The organism is Streptomyces bugieae (genome assembly GCF_036352915.1).
GTDB lineage: Bacteria > Actinomycetota > Actinomycetes > Streptomycetales > Streptomycetaceae > Streptomyces > Streptomyces endophytica.
Genome location: NZ_JAZBJP010000020.1, coordinates 41,189 through 59,686, shown reverse-complemented (window position 1 = coordinate 59,686; position 18,498 = coordinate 41,189). Strand labels below are relative to the sequence as shown.

At 72.8% G+C, this 18,498-nt stretch carries 17 protein-coding genes and 1 pseudogene; 15 read left to right on the top strand and 3 right to left on the bottom strand.

Going from position 1 to position 18,498, the window contains the following annotated elements; genetic code table 11:
* Positions 1-68: 68 nt before the first annotated feature.
* On the bottom strand, positions 69-1,415 hold the full coding sequence (locus V2J85_RS26015; protein WP_330822891.1) for an MFS transporter: 1,347 nt from the start codon (positions 1,413-1,415) through the stop codon (positions 69-71).
* Positions 1,416-1,605: 190 nt separating this feature from the next.
* On the bottom strand, positions 1,606-2,697 hold the full coding sequence (locus V2J85_RS26010) for a YihY/virulence factor BrkB family protein (RefSeq protein ID WP_330822890.1): 1,092 nt from the start codon (positions 2,695-2,697) through the stop codon (positions 1,606-1,608).
* Positions 2,698-2,714: 17 nt separating this feature from the next.
* Here V2J85_RS26010 and V2J85_RS26005 point away from each other — a divergent pair, with 17 nt between their 5' ends.
* On the top strand, positions 2,715-4,358 hold the full coding sequence (locus V2J85_RS26005; RefSeq protein WP_261955080.1) for an acyl-CoA dehydrogenase family protein: 1,644 nt from the start codon (positions 2,715-2,717) through the stop codon (positions 4,356-4,358).
* Between the two features lie 343 nt (positions 4,359-4,701).
* Here V2J85_RS26005 and V2J85_RS26000 read toward each other — a convergent pair whose 3' ends face one another.
* Positions 4,702-5,130: a hypothetical protein gene (locus V2J85_RS26000; RefSeq protein WP_330822889.1), complete on the bottom strand. Its 429-nt coding sequence runs from the start codon at positions 5,128-5,130 to the stop codon at positions 4,702-4,704.
* A gap of 336 nt (positions 5,131-5,466) precedes the next feature.
* Between V2J85_RS26000 and V2J85_RS25995 the strand changes: the two genes are divergently transcribed.
* The 14 genes and pseudogenes from V2J85_RS25995 (at position 5,467) to V2J85_RS25935 (ending at position 18,494) form a co-directional block, all read left to right on the top strand.
* The gene (locus tag V2J85_RS25995; protein ID WP_261955082.1) at positions 5,467-6,765 is read left to right on the top strand and encodes a helix-turn-helix domain-containing protein; all 1,299 of its coding nucleotides are present in this window, start codon (positions 5,467-5,469) and stop codon (positions 6,763-6,765) included.
* Between the two features lie 316 nt (positions 6,766-7,081).
* Positions 7,082-7,941 (top strand): annotated as a pseudogene (locus tag V2J85_RS25990) (LLM class flavin-dependent oxidoreductase).
* A gap of 173 nt (positions 7,942-8,114) precedes the next feature.
* The gene (locus V2J85_RS25985; protein ID WP_330822888.1) at positions 8,115-8,780 is read left to right on the top strand and encodes a class F sortase; all 666 of its coding nucleotides are present in this window, start codon (positions 8,115-8,117) and stop codon (positions 8,778-8,780) included.
* Positions 8,781-8,936: 156 nt separating this feature from the next.
* Complete coding sequence (locus V2J85_RS25980) at positions 8,937-9,542, top strand: GNAT family N-acetyltransferase (RefSeq protein ID WP_261955084.1); 606 nt, start codon at positions 8,937-8,939, stop codon at positions 9,540-9,542.
* Positions 9,543-9,634: 92 nt separating this feature from the next.
* Positions 9,635-9,718 (top strand): putative leader peptide, encoded by an 84-nt coding sequence (locus tag V2J85_RS41420; RefSeq protein WP_350257049.1) that lies wholly within the window; start codon positions 9,635-9,637, stop codon positions 9,716-9,718.
* Between the two features lie 214 nt (positions 9,719-9,932).
* A complete protein-coding gene (locus V2J85_RS25975) occupies positions 9,933-11,630 on the top strand; it encodes a nitrite/sulfite reductase (protein ID WP_261955085.1) in 1,698 nt (565 codons plus the stop codon).
* A 31-nt stretch (positions 11,631-11,661) separates the two neighbouring features.
* Positions 11,662-11,847 carry an eL43 family ribosomal protein gene (locus tag V2J85_RS25970; protein ID WP_261955086.1) on the top strand — a complete coding sequence of 62 codons (186 nt, stop codon included), beginning with the start codon at positions 11,662-11,664 and terminating at the stop codon, positions 11,845-11,847.
* Positions 11,844-12,536: a phosphoadenylyl-sulfate reductase gene (locus V2J85_RS25965; protein WP_261955087.1), complete on the top strand. Its 693-nt coding sequence runs from the start codon at positions 11,844-11,846 to the stop codon at positions 12,534-12,536. The genes V2J85_RS25970 and V2J85_RS25965 overlap by 4 nt, the downstream gene beginning before the upstream one ends.
* A 20-nt stretch (positions 12,537-12,556) precedes the next feature.
* A complete protein-coding gene (cysC, locus tag V2J85_RS25960; protein WP_261955088.1) occupies positions 12,557-13,090 on the top strand; it encodes an adenylyl-sulfate kinase in 534 nt (177 codons plus the stop codon).
* On the top strand, positions 13,087-14,037 hold the full coding sequence (gene cysD, locus V2J85_RS25955; RefSeq protein WP_261955089.1) for a sulfate adenylyltransferase subunit CysD: 951 nt from the start codon (positions 13,087-13,089) through the stop codon (positions 14,035-14,037). The genes cysC and cysD overlap by 4 nt, the downstream gene beginning before the upstream one ends.
* Positions 14,038-14,039: 2 nt before the next feature.
* Positions 14,040-15,395: a sulfate adenylyltransferase subunit 1 gene (locus V2J85_RS25950; protein WP_330822886.1), complete on the top strand. Its 1,356-nt coding sequence runs from the start codon at positions 14,040-14,042 to the stop codon at positions 15,393-15,395.
* Between the two features lie 212 nt (positions 15,396-15,607).
* Positions 15,608-16,717, top strand: a complete 1,110-nt coding sequence (locus V2J85_RS25945) for an aliphatic sulfonate ABC transporter substrate-binding protein (protein WP_261955091.1) — start codon at positions 15,608-15,610, stop codon at positions 16,715-16,717.
* Between the two features lie 36 nt (positions 16,718-16,753).
* Entirely contained in the window at positions 16,754-17,560 is an 807-nt protein-coding gene (locus tag V2J85_RS25940) for an ABC transporter ATP-binding protein (RefSeq protein ID WP_261955092.1), read from the top strand.
* Positions 17,547-18,494 carry an ABC transporter permease gene (locus tag V2J85_RS25935; RefSeq protein WP_261955093.1) on the top strand — a complete coding sequence of 316 codons (948 nt, stop codon included), beginning with the start codon at positions 17,547-17,549 and terminating at the stop codon, positions 18,492-18,494. The genes V2J85_RS25940 and V2J85_RS25935 overlap by 14 nt, the downstream gene beginning before the upstream one ends.
* Positions 18,495-18,498: the final 4 nt, after the last annotated feature.

Here is an 18,498-nt window from a genome sequence, read left to right as displayed (position 1 = left end):
CGGCCCGCCGGCGACACGACGGCCAACGGCACCCGGCGACCGGCAGAGAGCCGTGCGGGGGGCCTCCCCTACTCCGCCCCCGCCTGCGCCTCTGCCTGTGCCCCCACCGGAGCCGGAACCGGCGCTCCGCCGCCGAGGCGGCGGGCCACCGGCACCAGGCCGATCGCGGCGGCACCCACCAGGCCCGCCAACGCGAAGGTCACGAAGCCCAGTTGGGCGTTGCCGCCGGCGGCGAGGACGCCGCCCAGCCAGGGACCGACCACGGCGCCGGTGCGGCCGATGCCGGTGACCCAGCCCAGGCCGGTGGCGCGGTCGGCGGGCGGGTAGACGCGGTCGGCGGCCGCGTAGACCATCACCTGGGCACTGAAGAGCCAGATGCCGGTGACCGCGACCACGGCGTAGGTCAGGGCGAGCGGCAGATGCGCCCTCAGGAGCAGGGCGCCGGCGGCGGTGAGCAGGAACCAGAGGGCGGAGACCCGCACCGGGCCGAAGCGGTCGGCGGTGCGGCCGGCGATGAACATGCCGACGACGGCGCCGATGTTGATGACGAGCAGGAAGCTGACCGAGGAGCTGAGGCCGTACCCGGAGGCGCGCATCATCTGGGGCAGCCAGGTGCCGACGCCGTAGACCAGGAGCAGTCCGCAGAACGAGGCGAGCCAGAGGAGCGGCGTGGCCCAGCGGGCGCCGGGGCGGAAGAGCGCGAGGAGGGCGGACGGCCGGCCGCCGGTCCCGTGGGCCGGAGCGTCCGCGGGGGCGGGGCGGGCCATGCCGTAGCGGTCGGCGACCGCCTCGGCCTCGGCGGTACGGCCCTTGGCGAGCAGCACACCGGGGGATTCCGGCAGCAGGCGCAGCAGCAGCGGGACGGCGATCAGCGCGGGCAGCACCCCGGCCCAGAAGACCGAGCGCCAGCCGAGCGCGGGGGCGAGCGTCAGCCCGAGGCCCGTCGCGAACATGCCGCCCACGTGGTACGAGGTCATCAGCAGGCCGGTGGCCAGCGCGGCCCGGCGCGGCGGGGCGAACTCCAGCACCATCGACAGGCAGATGGGCAGCAGGGAGCCGAAGCCGAGGCCCGCCAGGAACCGTCCGGCGTCGAAGGGCGCCGGGGTGCCGGAGAGCGCGCAGATCGCCGAGCCGATGGAGAACAGGGCGACGCTGACGGCGAGGACCGGTCGGCGGCCGAGGCGGTCGGTCACCGGGCCGATGACGAGGGCGGCGACCAGCATGCCGAGCGTGGTCCAGCTGCCGATGGTGCCTGCCGTGGCGGGCCCGAGGCCGAGACCGGGGTCGTCCAGCATCCGCGGCATGACGGCGCCGTAGACGTTGACGTCCATCCCCTCGAAGAAGACGGCGAGCCAGCACAGCGCCAGGACGGGCGCGACGGAGCGGAAGGTGTGGCGCGGAGCGGTGGGTGGCATGGGCACCTCGTCTTGGGATGCGGCGAGCGGACTGCCGGACTACCGGAGTACTGCCGGACCGCCGGACTGTCGATCTCTCCGGGAGCGAGTGTCGCGTTCGCCTGGTGAACTTTCGTTCGCTCGTGGGCCAGGATCATCTGCGCCCATCCGGGGAGGTGTCAATGGTTCGGACGGGTAAGGCCGTTACCCGTCACCCGTTCGCCGGCCCCTTCGGCCCCTTCGGTCCTTCCGAGCCCTCCTGGCCCTCCCGGCTCTCCTGGCCCGCCTGGCCCGCCTGGCCCTCCCGGCCGTCCTCGTCCCGCTTGCTCGCCTCGGCGGCCCGCTTCTCCGCCAGTCGCCGGGCCATCTCCTCGCGTGCCTCGGCGGTGGCGGCCGACGGCCAGACGCGGTCCAGCGAGGCGTTCATCGCGGCGCCGACCAGCACCGCGAAGGCCGAGACGCCGATCCACAGCAGCACCGCGACCGGCGCCGCCAACGAGCCGTAGATCGTGGGCCCCTCGACCGTCGAGACCAGGTACAGCCGCAGCAGGAAACTGCCCAGCACCCAGATGCCGAGCGCCACCACCGCCCCGGGAATGTCCTCCGGCCAGGGCGACCGGACCGGCACGGAGAGGTGGTAGAGGGTGGTGAGGAAGGCGACCGACAGCAGCAGGACGACCGGCCAGTACAGCGCCCGGACGACGTGCTCACTGGCCGGCAGCAGGCTCACCACCGCGTCCGGCCCGGCCACCATCAGCGGCAGCGCGACCGCGCCGACCAGCAGCCCGGCGAGGTACAGCGCGAACGACAGCAGCCGCGTCCTGACGATGCCGCGGCGGCCGTCGAGCCCGTACATGATCGTGATGGTGTCGACGAAGACGTTCAGGGCGCGCGAGCCGGACCACAGGGCGATGGCGAAGCCGAGCGAGATGACGTCGGGCCGGCGGCCGGTGAAGACGTCGTTGAGCAACGGCCGGGCGATCTCGTCCACGCCCTTGTCGGAGAGCACCGTGCCGGCCACGCCGAGGATGTGCTGCCGGACGTTGTCGAGGGTGTCGTGCCCGATCCAGGCCTGGGTGTAGCCGAGCACACCGAGGAGACCGAGGATCAGCGGCGGCAGCGACAGCAGGCACCAGAACGCCGCCTCGGCGGCCAGTCCGGTGACGCGGTACGTCATGCAGGAGTGGACGATGTCCTTGAGCAGCAACCAGGCCAGCCGGCGCGTGGAGACGTTGCGGTAGAGCACACGGGCCCTGGTCAGACGGCCCGCGTGCCGCTCGGTTGGTTCGTTCTCCGGCTGCACCTCCTTACCGTAGCTGCATGGCAGCCACCACTCACACGGTCACGAACCAGCCCCCGCCGCTGGTCGGATACGACGTGTTCGCGAGCGACCCGGCCCTCACCGAGGGCATCACCCGGCACATCGCCGCCGACCGGCTGGACGAGGTCCGTCAGGAACTGGGCCGGCTGGGGGAAGCCGCCGGCTCCGCGCACGCCCAGCAGTGGGGCGAGCAGGCCAACACCCATCCCCCGGTGCTGCACACCCACGACCGCTACGGCCACCGGATCGACGAGGTGGAGTTCCACCCGGCCTGGCACCGGCTGCTGGGCCACGCCGTCTCCGCCGGGCTGAACGACGCCTGGTCGCGGCCGGACGGCCATCTGCGGCGCACCGCGGGCTTCATCGTGTGGACCCAGGCCGAGGCCGGCCACGGCTGCCCGCTGTCGATGACCCATGCGGCGGTGCCCGCGCTGCGCCACGAGCCGGAGTTGGCCGCCGAATGGGAGCCGCTGCTGACCTCGTGGATCTACGAGCGGGAGCTGGGGCCGGCCGCCGAGAAGGCCGGCGCGCTGGCGGGCATGGCCATGACGGAGAAGCAGGGCGGCAGCGACGTACGGGCCAACACCACGCGCGCCGAGCCGCTGTCGGCGCCCGGCGAGTACGCGCTGACCGGGCACAAGTGGTTCTGCTCGGCGCCGATGTCCGACGCGTTCCTGGTGCTGGCCCAGGCGCCGGGAGGACTGACCTGCTTCCTGCTGCCGCGGGTGCTGCCGGACGGCTCCCGCAACTCCTTCCGCATCCAGCGGCTCAAGGACAAGCTCGGCAACCGGTCGAACGCCTCGGCGGAGGTCGAGTTCGACGGGCGGACGTGGGCGCGCCGGGTCGGCGAGGAGGGGCGCGGGGTGGCGACGATCATCGAGATGGTCGCGGCGACCCGGCTGGACTGCGTCAGCGCGTCGGCGGCGGTGATGCGGCAGGCGGTGGCCCAGGCGCTGCACCACACCGCGTACCGCGAGGCGTTCGGCCGCCGGCTGACCGACCAGCCGCTGATGCGCAACGTCCTGGCCGATCTGGCGCTGGAGTCGGAGGCGGCGACCACCCTCGCGCTGCGGCTGGCGGCGGCGTACGACGGCGGCACCGAACAGGACCGGCAGCTGCTGCGGCTGGCGGTCCCGGCGGCGAAGTACTGGGTGACCAAGCGCTGCACGCCGGTGGTGGCCGAGGCGCTGGAGTGCCTGGGCGGCAACGGCTACGTCGAGGAGTCGGGGCTGCCGCGGCTGCTGCGCGAGGCGCCGCTGAACTCGATCTGGGAGGGGTCCGGGAACGTCCAGGCGCTGGACGTCCTGCGCGCCCTGCGCCGCGAACCCGGGGCGCTGGACGCCTACTTGACCGAGATCGGTACGGCGCGCGGCGCGGACCACCGGCTGGACCGGGCGATCAAGGGGATGCTCACCGAACTTGCCGACCTGGAGGGCATCGAGGCCAGGGCCCGGCGCCTGGTGGAGCGGATGGCGCTGGTGCTCCAGGGCTCGCTGCTGGTGCGCCACGCACCGCCCGCGGTCGCGGACGCGTTCTGCGCCTCCCGCCTGGGCGGCGACGCCGGCGCGGCCTTCGGCACGCTGCCGCACACGTTGGACCTGGCAGCGGTGGTGGACCGGTCCCGGCCGGTACTGGATCCCTGAGAGGACGACCGGCGGCGCTGAACGCCAAAGCCCCACGGCTGCCCAAGAGTCCCGGGAATACCCCTCGCTACCACCTCGTTGTGGCCCCGCAGGGGGCCTTCGCGTCCCCTACGGGATCCGTTCGCCCGCCCCTAAGGGCAGTTCCCCCGGGGGCCCCACATGGCTGAAGCTCACCGGCCGGCGGGCCGCTGAGGCCGTGCCGGGCCCGCCCGCAAGGCCTCGACGCGGCGGCGGTTCCCCGTCGCTTCGGGCCGTGGCCTCGCGAAGGGACGGGACAGGGGGAAAACCGCCGCCGCGCCGGTCGGGGAGCGGTGCCGCGCCGACTCGGCACCGCTCCCCGGTCTCAGGGCCGCCAGGGCGTCCGGGGCGGGCCTTCCGGGTCGCCGCGCCCGCGCAGCGCCGCGTCGATGACCAGGATGATCTCGTCGTCGGGGGTGTCCGCCCCTACGGTCAGCAGCGCCCCGCGCGCGTCGCAGTAGCGCAGCACGCGGGAGGTCTCCTCCGTGGTGCTCCCTCCCGACTCGGGCAGCAGCACCACGAGGTCGGCGAAGGCCGGTACGGGCAGCAGACCGCCGACCCCGGCCACCCGGTCGAGCAGTTGCGGCGGACTGTCGATCACATAGCCGTCGGTGGGCAGTGACTGACGCTTTATCAGGACGTCGACCGCGCGCAGCAGGGGGATCGCGTAGTGGCCGGCCAGCCGGGCGGCCCGTGCCCTGCGTACCCCCTCACCCGCTCCGATCACCACGACGCGCGGAGCAGCGGCCACCATGGAGCCCCCTCCCCCGCACCGTGCCGACGTCGCGCGGCCGATGGACTTCCCGGCGACAACCGGCGGGTTCTCCGACGGGTGACCGGCGAATCCGCGGTGGCGAGATGCCATCGGCCGCTCGGGACAGAGTCCCGTTTACCCGTCATACGCCACAACGGTTGCAGTGCGTTGCACTCCCGGGGGCCGATGTGGGCAATGGCCCCTCCGGGGAAGGCCGATGACGGCACGATGGGCGCACGGGCCGGGGGTGCCTCCCGGTCGGGCCGACCGTGAACCCGTGAGCCCGGCATGATCGGGGGGACACCCCCCAGGGGACAGTGCACAACGGAGAGCAGCGTGAGCGACAGCACGATCGACAGTGCCATCTGGTCGGCCCAGGAAATCCGCGCCACGGCCCGCCGGCTCGCCACCGTCCGCGAGGCCGCGCTCGCCGGCGGGGCGCCCGGCGGCCCGGCCGACGCCCCCCGTGCGGTGATCGGCGCATCGTGGCGCCGGGCGCTGGACTCCGGTGTCGACCCGGATGCCGAGCCGCCCCAACAGCCGCTGTCCGTGGCCGAGTTGGAGCACCGGCGGCAGAAGTCGCAGCTGGCGGCGGTGCTGCCGGTGCTGAACGAGGGGCTGCTGGCGGCCGCGGACGCCGCGCAGCAGATCATGGTCGTCACCGACGCCGAGGGCCGGGTCCTGTGGCGGGAGGGCAGCGCGCCGGTGCGGCGGATGGCCGACCGGCTCGGCTTCGACAAGGGCGCCGACTGGACGGAGCAGGTCGTCGGCACCAACGCCATCGGCACCGCCCTGGTGGCCCGCCGCCCCGTACTGGTGCACTCCGCCGAGCACTTCATACGCAGCCACCACCAGTGGACCTGTGCCGCGGCGCCGCTGCACGACCCGCGGGACGGGCGGCTGCTGGGCACCGTGGACGTCAGCGGACCGGCGCAGTCCTTCCACCCCACCACGCTCTCGCTGGTGTCCGCGGTCGCCCGGCTCGCCGAGGGCGAGCTGCGCACCCGTCACCACCGGTCCCTGGAGCGGCTGCGGTCGAGCGCGGCGCCGGTGCTGGCGCGGCTCGGCGGGCAGGCGCTGGTGGTCGATCCGAACGGCTGGGTCGTGGGCGTGACGGGGCTGACGCCGCCGGACCGGGTGGCGCTGCCGAAGGCGCCCGAGGCCGGGCCGCTGTGGTTGCCGCGCTACGGCATGTGCGCCCTGGAGCCGTTGCCGGGCGGCTGGCTGATCCGGGTCGGGCGGGCGGAGCGGGAGCCGGTGCCGAGCCGGGTCGTCCTGGACGTCAGCCGGCGGGACGGCTCGACGGTCACGGTCAGCGGGCCGGCCGACAGCTGGTCGCACGAGCTGTCGCCGCGCCACGCCGAGTTGCTCTTCGTGCTGGCCGCGCAGCCGCAGGGGCGTACCGCGGCCGAACTCGCGCAGGACCTCTTCGGGGACGCCGGCCGGACGGTGACGGTGCGCGCCGAGCTGTCCCGGCTGCGCCGCCACCTGGGGAGCGTGCTGGCGCACCGGCCGTACCGCTTCGCCGACGGGGTGGAGGTGGAGCTGCGGCTCCCGGCGCGGCCCGGGCGGCTGCTGCCGCATTCGCTGGCGCCGGCGGTGGCGGCGGCCCGGCGGGGGCGGCACACGTCCTGAGCCGGCGGCGCGGCACGGCGCACCGGACGGGGGAAGCCGCCGGGTCGGAACGGGGAACGGCGAGTTCGCCTGAGCGGTAGGGCGAACCCGCGCCGGAAATTCGGATGCGGCCCCGCCCTCGCCCGTCCTACGGTGGGCGCACTCTGACTTCAGCTCTCCAGAAGGACGTCGCAGAACGGGAGCAGCCGGCGCGGTACGCACGCGCGGCCGAATGAGTGGGCGACAACGACGATCCGCGATCGTGCCTGCCCGGACGACGTGTGCGCCGGTGGCGTGCGCGCCGGCCGGCGGGTGCCCTTCCTTCTGGAGTACTTCCATGTCCGTAGGACTCGGCCTTCCCATCGGTGACCCGCGCAGCTGCTGAGCTGGGCCCGGCGCGCCGAAGCCACCCCGTTCACCAACGTCGCCCTGCTCGACCGGCTGGTGTTCACCAACCCCGAGCCGCTGATCACGCTGGCCACCCTGGCCGGCGCCACCTCCCGGATCCGGCTGCAGACCGAGGTGCTGCTCGCCCCGCTGCACCGCACGGCGCTGCTCGCCAAGCAGGCCGCCACGCTCGATCTGCTCTCCGGTTCCCGCTTCACGCTCGGCATCGGTCTGGGCGGCCGGGACGACGACTACCGGGCCGCCGGTGTCGACCTCCGCAGCCGCGGCCGGCGGCTCGACGCGCAGCCGGCGACCCTGCGGCGCCTCTGGGCCGGGGAGCCGCTCTCCGCGGACGTCGGCCCGGTCGGGCCCGCGCCGGCCCGGTCCGGCGGGCCCGAGGTGCTCTTCGGCGGGTTCGTGCCGGCCGTGATGGAGCGCGTGGCCCGCTGGGGCGACGGCTTCCTCGGGGCCGCGCTGCCCCCGCAGCACATGGACGGTCTGTTCCGGAACGTGGAGGCGGCCTGGTCGCGGGCCGGACGTGATGGCCGGCCGCGGCTGGTGGCGCAGGTCAACGCGGCTCTCGGCCCCGAGGAGACGCTCGATGGCGCCCGCCGCGAACTGCGCGCGTACTACGGCCCCGGTGATTACACGGCGCACGTCGTGGACGGGCTGCTCACCACCCCGGCGGCGATCCGCGCCGCGGTGGCCGCCTTCCGGGCGATCGGCGCGGACGAGGTGATGCTCTACTGCTGGTCGCCCGACGCGGACCAGGTCGAGCGCCTCGCCGACGCGGTGTTCGGCCCGGCGTGACCGCGGCCGGCCCGGGAACCGGCGTGACCGGGCCCGGTCCGGGACCCGACGTGACCGGGCCCGGTCCGGGGCCGGCACCCGTTCGGCCGTCCGGTGTCGCCGCCGGGGTGGGCACCGCCTAGCGTGCCGACCGGGCCATGGAGGTGGTGGCCGCGGCGTGCGGGAGGTGAGCGATGAGCCCGACGGATCCGCCGGAGGCGGCCCCGGGGGAAGCCGCCGCGGTCGCGCGCCGGCCGCGGTGGGGGGTGCTCGCGCTGGCCGGTCTGGTGGGGTTCGGGATGCTGCGGCAGGGGCTGTCGGACGATCCGGGCGGGCCGCCGCAGCCGGGGACCGCCACCTCGGTGGTGCCCGGTGGCGCGGGCGGCCCCGCGGCCGCGCCACTGCCCCGGTCGGCCCCGGCCGAGGTCGACATCCCGTCGCTCGCGGTGTCCGCGCCGGTGCTGCCGCTGGGCCTGGACAAGGACGGCTGGATCGAGGCCCCGCCGGACGGGAACCCCAATCTGGCGGGCTGGTACGCGGACGCTCCCTCTCCGGGGGAGCGGGGCACCGCCGTCCTCGTCGGGCACGTCGACACCCACAGCGGTCCCGCGGTCTTCTACGGGCTGGGCCGCCTCGCGAAGGGCAGCACGATCCGGGTGATCCGTGCGGACGGGCGGACCGCGGTCTTCGAGGTCTACGGCGTCCAGGTCTTCGACCAGCGCGACTTCCCCGCCCGTAAGGTCTACGGCAGCACCGGACGCCCCGAGCTGCGCGTGCTGACCTGCGGCGGTCCGTACGCGGCGGGGTCCGGGTACACGGGCAATGTGGTGGTCTTCGCCAGGCTGACCGGGAGCGTGTGAGGACGCACGGGACGCGAGGTTGGGTGAGCGGCCGCAGGGACCGGACGGGCCGGGAATGCCCCACGATGCGAACCACCGTCTCACGATCCGGGACATGGGACGCCCCTCCCCCTCGGCCCCGCCTCGCGCCCGCCCCCGGTGTGATGTATTGGGCGCATGAGCCTCTCGGTCACCACCTGGTATCTCGAACAGACCTCACGCGCCGCCCTGTCCCCCGGGCAGGAACCGCCGGCCGGACAGGGCGTCCGGATCGCCCGGGCCGAGGTGCCTTCGCCGGAATTCAGCCGCTTCCTCTATACGGCGGTGGGCGGGGACGTCACCTGGACCGACCGGTTGCCGTGGTCGCACGCGCAGTGGGCGGAGTACCTCGGTCGGCCGGGGGTCGAGACCTGGGTGGCGTACGAGCGCGGGACGCCCGCGGGATTCATCGAGCTGGCCGCGGGACCGGACGGTTCCGTCGAGATCGCCTACTTCGGGCTGATACCGGCCTTCCGGGGTCGCCGGATCGGCGGCCATCTGCTGACGTACGGCATCGAGCGGGCCTGGGACCTGGCCGAACGGTGGCCGGAGTGCCCGTCGACGCGGCGGGTCTGGGTGCACACCTGCAGCCTGGACGGGGTGCACGCGATGGCCAACTACGAGCGCCGCGGCTTCCGGGTCTACGAGACCACGGTGACCGAGGAGCCCGAGGTGCCTGCGCCGGGCCCCTGGCCGGGCGCCGGGCCGCTCGCGTCCCTGCCGCAGCCGACCGCCGGAAGGTGACCGACCTCACTCTGTCTCATCAAGCGGGACAGGGGTGTCCAAATCCTGGATAGCGGTGGACTGGCCGGAGAGCGGCGTGCCACGCTTCCGTCATGTCCAGAGCTGGAATTGCCTTGGTGAGTCGGCGGCACGTCGACCTCGGCCGCATGTCCAGCGCCATTTGTCGGGCGGGCTGAGGCTGTTTCCAGCCGGGGCCCATGGCCCTGGACAGCACCCGGCACCACCGATCACCCGCCGTCCCCATCGTCGCGGACGCGCCGGAACCCCCATTGACCCGCAGCTGTCGCCGACGCGTTGCCCACGCGCCGCGCTTCGGTGTGTCTGCGCAGGTCAGCCTGGGCGTCCGGCGCCGGTCCCGATCCCCCCGCCCGCCCAGAAGGACGTACATCCATGGCCGCCTCCCCCGACCGACCCGCAGCCGCTTCGACCCGCCGCAAGGCCGGACGCCACCGCGGCGAGGGCCAGTGGGCCGTAGGTCATTTCACGCCGCTCAACGGAAACGAGCAGTTCAAGAAGGACGACGACGGTCTCAATGTGCGGACACGCATTGAGACGATCTACTCCAAGGCCGGCTTCGACTCGATCGACCCCAACGACCTGCGCGGGCGCATGCGTTGGTGGGGCCTGTACACCCAGCGCAAGCCCGGGATCGACGGCGGCAAGACCGCGATCCTGGAGCCGGAGGAGCTGGACGACAAGTACTTCATGCTGCGGGTCCGGGTCGACGGCGGCCGGCTGACGGTGGCCCAGCTCCGGGCCATCGGCGAGGTCTCCGAGCAGTACGCCCGCGGCACCGCGGACATCACCGACCGGCAGAACATCCAGCTGCACTGGATCCGGATCGAGGACGTCCCCGCCATCTGGGAGAAGCTGGAGGGCGTCGGGCTGTCCACGACCGAGGCCTGCGGCGACTGCCCGCGCGTGATCATCGGCTCCCCGGTGGCCGGTATCGCCGAGGACGAGATCATCGACGGCACCCCGGCCGTGGAGGAGATCCACGAGCGCTACATCGGCAGCAAGGAGTTCTCCAACCTGCCGCGCAAGTTCAAGACCGCGATCTCCGGCTCCCCGGTCCAGGACGTGGTCCACGAGATCAACGACGTGGCGTTCGTTGGCGTCGTCCACCCCGAGCACGGCCCGGGCTTCGACCTGTGGGTCGGCGGCGGGCTCTCCACCAACCCCAAGCTCGCCCAGCGGCTGGGCACCTGGGTCCCGCTGGACGAGGTCGCGGACGTCTGGGCCGGCGTCGTCGGCATCTTCCGCGACTACGGCTACCGCCGGCTGCGCAACCGCGCCCGGCTGAAGTTCCTGGTGGCCGACTGGGGAATCGAGAAGTTCCGCCAGGTGCTGGAGGACGAGTACCTGAACCGGAAGCTGATCGACGGCCCCGCGCCCGAGGAGCCCGTCCAGAAGTGGCGCGACCACGTCGGCGTGCACCGGCAGCAGGACGGCCGCTACTACGTGGGCTTCGCCCCGCGCGTCGGCCGGGTCGACGGCACCACCCTCACCAAGATCGCCGAACTCGCCGCCGCACACGGCTCGGACCGCCTGCGCACCACCGTCGAGCAGAAGATGATCATCCTCGACGTCGCGCAGGACCAGGTCGACGCGCTGGTCGCGGGCCTGGAGGCGCTGGACTTCCAGGTCAACCCCTCGCCGTTCCGCCGCGGCACGATGGCCTGCACCGGCATCGAGTACTGCAAGCTGGCGATCGTGGAGACCAAGGGCCGCGGCGCGTCCCTGATCGACGAACTGGAGCGCCGCCTCCCGGACTTCGACGAGCCGCTGACCATCAACCTCAACGGCTGCCCCAACGCCTGCGCCCGCATCCAGGTCGCGGACATCGGCCTCAAGGGCCAGCTGGTCCTGGACGACGACGGCAACCAGGTCGAGGGCTACCAGGTGCACCTGGGCGGCGCGCTGGGCCTGGAGGCCGGCTTCGGCCGCAAGGTCCGCGGCCTGAAGGTCACCGCCGACGAGCTCCCCGACTACATCGAGCGGGTGCTGCGCAACTTCCAGGAGCAGCGCGAGGACGGCGAGCGCTTCGCCACCTGGGCCGCCCGGGCGGAAGAGGGTGCGCTGAAGTGAGCGGACGCCACACGGCCGAGCGGGAGGCACAGTGAGCGAGCGAGCGGCGCCGTTCTTCTGCCCGTACTGCGGGGACGAGGACCTGCGGCCCTCCGAGGAGGGCCACGGCTCGTGGGAATGCCGGTCCTGCAGCCGCGCGTTCCGGCTGACGTTCCGGGGCCTGCTGGCCCCCGGGACGTCCGCCAACTCCCCTGCCACTGACGGAGGTACGTCGTGACCACCGCTACCGATCTTCAGCAGCTCGCCGAGCAGGCGGGCCGCGACCTGGAGGACGCGTCCGCCCTGGAGATCCTCACCTGGGCCGCCGAGACCTTCGGTCCGCGCTTCTGCGTCACCTCCTCGATGGAGGACGCGGTCGTCGCGCACCTGGCCTCGCGGGCCTTCCCGGGCGTGGACGTGGTCTTCCTGGACACCGGCTACCACTTCCCCGAGACGATCGGGACCCGCGACGCGGTCGCCGAGGTGATGGACGTCAACGTCATCACCCTGACGCCGCGTCAGACGGTGGCCGAGCAGGACGCCGAGTACGGGCCGAAGCTGCACGACCGCGACCCGGACCTGTGCTGCGCGCTGCGCAAGGTCAAGCCGCTCGAAGAGGGCCTGACCGGGTACGACGCCTGGGCGACCGGGCTGCGCCGGGACGAGTCGCCGACCCGGGCGAACACCCCGGTCGTCGGCTGGGACCCCAAGCGGCAGAAGGTGAAGGTCTCGCCGATCGCCCGCTGGACACAGGCGGACGTGGACGCGTACGTGGCCGAGCACGGTGTGCTCACCAACCCGCTGCTGATGGACGGCTACGCCTCCGTCGGCTGCGCGCCCTGCACCCGGCGGGTGCTGGAGGGCGAGGACGCCAGGGCCGGCCGCTGGGCCGGGAGCAACAAGACCGAGTGCGGGCTGCACGGATGACGACGCATCAGGAGATATCCATGACGGGCGCCACGATCTGGCTGACCGGTCTGCCGAGCGCGGGCAAGACGACCCTCGCGCACGAGCTGGCCGGGAAGCTGCGCGGCGAGGGCCACCGCGTCGAGGTGCTCGACGGCGACGAGATCCGCGAGTTCCTCTCCGCGGGCCTGGGCTTCACCCGCGAGGACCGGCACACCAACGTCCAGCGGATCGGCTTCGTCGCCGAACTGCTGGCCAGCAACGGCGTCAAGGCGCTGGTGCCGGTGATCGCGCCGTACGCGGACAGCCGCGAGGCGGTGCGGGGGCGCCACCAGAAGGAGGGCACCGCGTACCTGGAGGTGCACGTGGCGACCCCGGTCGAGGTGTGCTCCGAGCGCGATGTGAAGGGCCTGTACGCCAAGCAGGCGGCGGGCGAGATCTCCGGGCTGACCGGCGTCGACGACCCGTACGAGGCTCCCGAGTCGCCCGATCTGCGCATCGAGTCGCACACCCAGACCGTGCAGGAGTCCGCCGCGGCGCTGTACGAGCTGCTCACCGAAAGGGGACTGGCGTGACCACGGCTGCTTCCATCACCGAGACCGGCCCGGGGCACGAGGGCGACTCCCCGTACGCGCTGTCGCACCTGGACGCGCTGGAGTCCGAGGCGGTGCACATCTTCCGCGAGGTGGCGGGCGAGTTCGAGCGGCCGGTGATCCTGTTCTCCGGCGGCAAGGACTCCATCGTCATGCTGCACCTGGCGCTCAAGGCGTTCGCGCCGGCCGCGGTGCCGTTCTCGCTGCTGCACGTCGACACCGGGCACAACTTCCCCGAGGTCCTCGACTACCGCGACCGCACCGTCGAGCGGCACGGCCTGCGACTGCACGTCGCGTCCGTGCAGGACTTCATCGACCGCGGTGAGCTGCGCGAACGCCCCGACGGCACGCGCAACCCGCTGCAGACCGTGCCGCTGCTGGACGCCATCGAGAAGAACCGCTTCGACGCGGTCTTCGGCGGCGGCCGCCGGGACGAGGAGAAGGCGCGCGCCAAGGAGCGGGTGTTCTCGCTGCGCGACGAGTTCGGCGGCTGGGACCCGCGCCGGCAGCGCCCGGAGCTGTGGCAGCTGTACAACGGCCGGCACTCGCCCGGTGAGCACGTCCGGGTCTTCCCGCTGTCCAACTGGACCGAGCTGGACGTCTGGCAGTACATCGCCCGCGAGAAGATCGAACTGCCCGCCATCTACTACGCCCACGAGCGCGAGGTCTTCGCCCGCAGCGGCATGTGGCTGGCGCCGGGCGAGTGGGGCGGCCCGAAGGACGGGGAGACGGTCGAGACCCGTCTGGTGCGCTACCGCACCGTCGGCGACATGTCCTGCACCGGTGCGGTCGATTCCGACGCCGCCACCATCGAGGCCGTGATCGCGGAGATCGCCGCGTCCCGGCTGACCGAGCGAGGCGCGACGAGGGCCGACGACAAGATGTCCGAGGCCGCCATGGAGGACCGCAAGCGCGAGGGGTACTTCTAACCATGAGCACCACCAATGCCACCCCGGGCGTCGTGGACGCCGGCGCCACTTCGCTGCTGCGCTTCGCGACCGCCGGTTCCGTCGACGACGGCAAGTCCACGCTGGTGGGCCGGCTGCTGCACGACTCCAAGTCGGTGCTGGCCGACCAGTTGGAGGCCGTCGAGCGCGCGTCGCTGGGCCGCGGGCAGGAGACGCCGGACCTGGCGCTGCTGACCGACGGGCTGCGCGCCGAGCGCGAGCAGGGCATCACCATCGACGTCGCCTACCGCTACTTCGCCACGCCGCGCCGCCGCTTCATCCTGGCGGACACCCCGGGGCACGTGCAGTACACCCGCAACATGGTCACCGGCGCCTCCACCGCCGAGCTGGCCGTGGTGCTGGTCGACGCCCGCAACGGCGTGGTCGAGCAGACCCGCCGGCACGCCGCGGTCGCCGCCCTGCTGCGCGTCCCGCACGTCGTCCTGGCCGTCAACAAGATGGACCTGGTCGGGTACGAGGAGTCCGTCTTCGCCGCGATCGCCGAGGAGTTCACGACCTACGCGGGTTCGCTGGGCGTCCCGGAGATCACCGCGATCCCGATCTCCGCGCTGGCCGGCGACAACGTCGTGACCCCGTCGGCCAACATGGACTGGTACGGCGGCCCGACGGTGCTGGAGCACCTGGAGACCGTGCCGGTGGTCGCCGATCCGTCGGACGACCCGGCGCGCTTCCCGGTGCAGTACGTGATCCGTCCGCAGACCGCCGAGCACCCCGACTACCGCGGCTACGCGGGCCAGATCGCCGCCGGTGTGCTGCGCGTCGGCGATGCGGTGACCGTGCTGCCCTCGGGCCGTACGAGCACGATCGAGGGGATCGACGCGCTCGGGGAGGCCGTGGACGTCGCCTGGGCGCCGCAGTCGGTGACCGTCCGGCTCGCCGACGACATCGACGTCTCGCGCGGTGATCTGATCGCCCCGTCCGCGACCGCGCCGGCCGTCACGCAGGACATCGAGGCGACCGTGTGCCACGTGGCGGACCGTCCGCTGACCGTCGGACAGCGGGTGCTGCTCAAGCACACCACCCGCACCGTCAAGGCGATCGTCAAGGACATCCCGTCGCGACTGACGCTGGACGACCTCTCGCAGCACCCGGCGCCCGGTGAGCTGGCCGCCAACGACATCGGCCGGGTGGTGGTCCGGACGGCCGAGGCGCTGGCCCTGGACGCGTACGCGGACTCCCGGCGCACCGGTTCGTTCCTGCTGATCGACCCGGCGGACGGCACGACGCTGACCGCGGGGATGGCGGGCACCGCGTTCGCCGAGGCGGCCGCCGAGGCGGCGCCGGCCGAGGCGACGGACGACGACGGATGGGACTTCTGAACATGCTGAACGACGTGTTCTCGACCTTCGCCAAGGAGGGCGGCCGCATCGGCAGCGGCGCCCTGGGGAGCGGACAGGGCGGAGTCGGCCGATGTGTGTGCTGACGATGCTCGACTCCGTACCCCCCACGCCTCCTTTCCGAAGATCCATCGCACCGCCGGGCGCGCCTTAGAGGGCGCGTGGTCCCCGGCCCTCCGAGAGGAAACACCTCCGTGTCTGCCGTTCGACACCGCCTGCTGGCGGCCGCCGTCTCCGTCCCCGTGCTGATCGGCGCGCTGGGCGCCTGCGGTTACGGCTCCGAGGCCAAGAAGGACACCTCCGCCCAGGTCGCCCCCAAGGGGCCCAAGACCGACGGGCTCGATCAGATCAAGCTCGGCTTCTTCGGCAACACCACCCACGCCACCCCCCTGATCGGCCTCCAGAACGGCCAGTTCCAGAAGGAGCTGGGCGGCACCGAGGTGAAGACCTCCCTCTTCAACGCGGGCCCCGCCGAGATCGAGGCGCTCAACTCGGGCGCGATCGACATCGGCTGGATCGGCCCCTCCCCCGCCATCAACGGCTACGCCAAGTCGCACGGCAAGAGCCTGAAGATCATCTCCGGTTCGGCGTCCGGCGGTGTCTCGCTCGTCGTCAACCCCAAGAAGGTCAAGGGTCTCGGCGACCTCAAGGGCAAGACGATCGCGACCCCGCAGCTGGGCAACACCCAGGACGTGGCGCTGCTCAACTTCCTTTCGGACAAGGGCTACAAGGTCGACGCCACCACCGGCAAGGGTGACGTCACCGTCCAGCGCACCGACAACAAGGTGACGCCGACCGCCTTCGAGCAGGGTTCGATCGACGGCGCCTGGGTGCCCGAGCCCACCGCCTCCAAGCTCGTCGCGGCGGGCGGCAAGACCATCCTGGACGAGAAGAAGCTGTGGAAGGACGGCAAGTTCGTCATCACGAACGTGATCGTCTCGCAGAAGTTCCTCAAGGAGCACCCGAAGGCCGTGGAGGCGGTGCTGCGCGCCTCGGTGAACACCAACTCCTGGATCCGGTCGCACCCGGACGAGGCGAAGAAGGCGCTCAACGCCAAGCTCGCCGAGCCGGACGTGGCCGGTAAGGCACTGCCGGCGAACGTCCTCGACCCGGCCTTCAAGAACATCGACATCACCGACGACCCGCTGGCCGCCACCCTCCAGGAGGAGGCCGACCACGCCGTCAAGGCGGGCCTGCTGAAGAAGCCGGACCTCAAGGGCATCTACGACCTCACGCTGCTGAACAAGGTCCTCAAGTCCGAGGGCAAGCAGCCGGTCGACGACGCCGGTCTCGGCACCAAGTAAGCCCGTAGCACCGCACTCCCCCAGGAGGTGACACCGATGACGACCACCACGCTCACCAAGCAGCGGCCCGCCACGGCGGACACGGGCACCACCGTGCCGTACGCGGCTCGCATCGATCACGTTTCGAAGTCGTTCGGCCGCCCGGGCGCCCAGCAGCACGTGCTGGACGACATCGACATCGAGGTGGCACCCGGCGAGTTCGTCTGCCTCCTGGGGGCGTCCGGCTGCGGCAAGTCCACCCTGCTCAACCTCGTGGCCGGTCTGGACGCGCCGTCCGCCGGCCGCATCGAGACGCCGGGCGGCCGGCCGGCCCTGATGTTCCAGGAACACGCGCTGTTCCCGTGGCTGACCGCGGGCCGCAACATCGAACTGGCGCTGCGGCTGCGCGGGGTGCCGCGGGCCGAGCGCCGCGACGAGGCCGAGCGGCTGCTCGAACTCGTCCGCCTCAAGGGCGCCTACGGCAAGCGGGTGCACGAGCTGTCCGGCGGCATGCGCCAGCGGGTGGCGATGGCCCGGGCGCTCGCCCAGGACAGTCAACTGCTGCTGATGGACGAGCCGTTCGCCGCGCTGGACGCCATCACCCGGGACGTGCTGCACGACGAGCTGACCCGCATCTGGCAGGAGACGCAGCTGTCGGTCCTGTTCGTCACGCACAACGTCCGCGAGGCGGTGCGGCTGGCCGAGCGGGTGGTCCTGTTGTCCTCCCGTCCGGGCCGGGTCGCCCGCGAGTGGCAGGTGGACATCCCGCAGCCGCGGCGCATCGAGGACGCCGCGGTCGCCGACCTGTCCATCGAGATCACCGAACAGCTCCGTGGGGAGATCCGCCGCCATGGCCAGCACTGAGACCCAGGCCGAGTCCACGACCACCCGGACCGGCGACGCCCCGGCCGCCTCCGGCGCCGCCGCGAAGGGCGGTGACGCCGCGGACCTCGCAGGTCTGGAGGCCGGGCTCGACGCCCTCGAATCCAGCGTGGTGCACCGGCAGCCCTGGCTGCGGACGGCCGTGTCGAAGGCGGTCCCGCCGGTCGTCGCGATCGCCATCGTGCTGGCGCTGTGGCAGCTCGCCTACCACTTCCAGCTCAAGCCGCACTACCTGCTGCCCAGCCCCGTCGACGTCGCCCGCTCGCTCCAGCAGAAGTGGCTGGAGGGCACGCTGCTGGGCTTCGTGTGGACCAGCATCTCGCGCGGTGCGCTGGGCTTCGTGGCCTCGGTCGCCATCGGTACGGTGCTCGGGCTGATCGTCGCCCAGGTCAAGGCCGTCCGGGCCGCGATCGGGCCGATCCTGAGCGGTCTGCAGTCGCTGCCGTCGGTGGCCTGGGTGCCGGCCGCGATCATCTGGTTCGGGCTGAGCGACGCCACGATCTACGCGGTGGTGCTGCTCGGCGCCGTCCCCTCCATCGCCAACGGCCTGGTGGCCGGCGTCGACCAGATCTCGCCGCTCTACCTGCGCGCGGGCCGCACCATCGGCGCGACGGGGCTGGCCGGGGTGCGGCACGTGCTGCTGCCGGCCGCGCTGCCGGGCTACCTGGCGGGCCTGAAGCAGGGCTGGGCGTTCTCCTGGCGCTCGCTGATGGCCGCCGAGCTGATCGTCAACGCGCCCGACCTGGGCACCGGTCTGGGCCAGCTGCTGGAGCAGGGCCGGGAGCTGCAGGACATGTCCTGGGTGCTCGCGGCGATCTTCCTCATCCTCGTCGTCGGCATCGGCATCGAGCTGCTGATCTTCGCGCCGATCGAGCGGCGGGTGCTGCGCAGCCGCGGTCTCCTCGTCAAGAACTGATCCC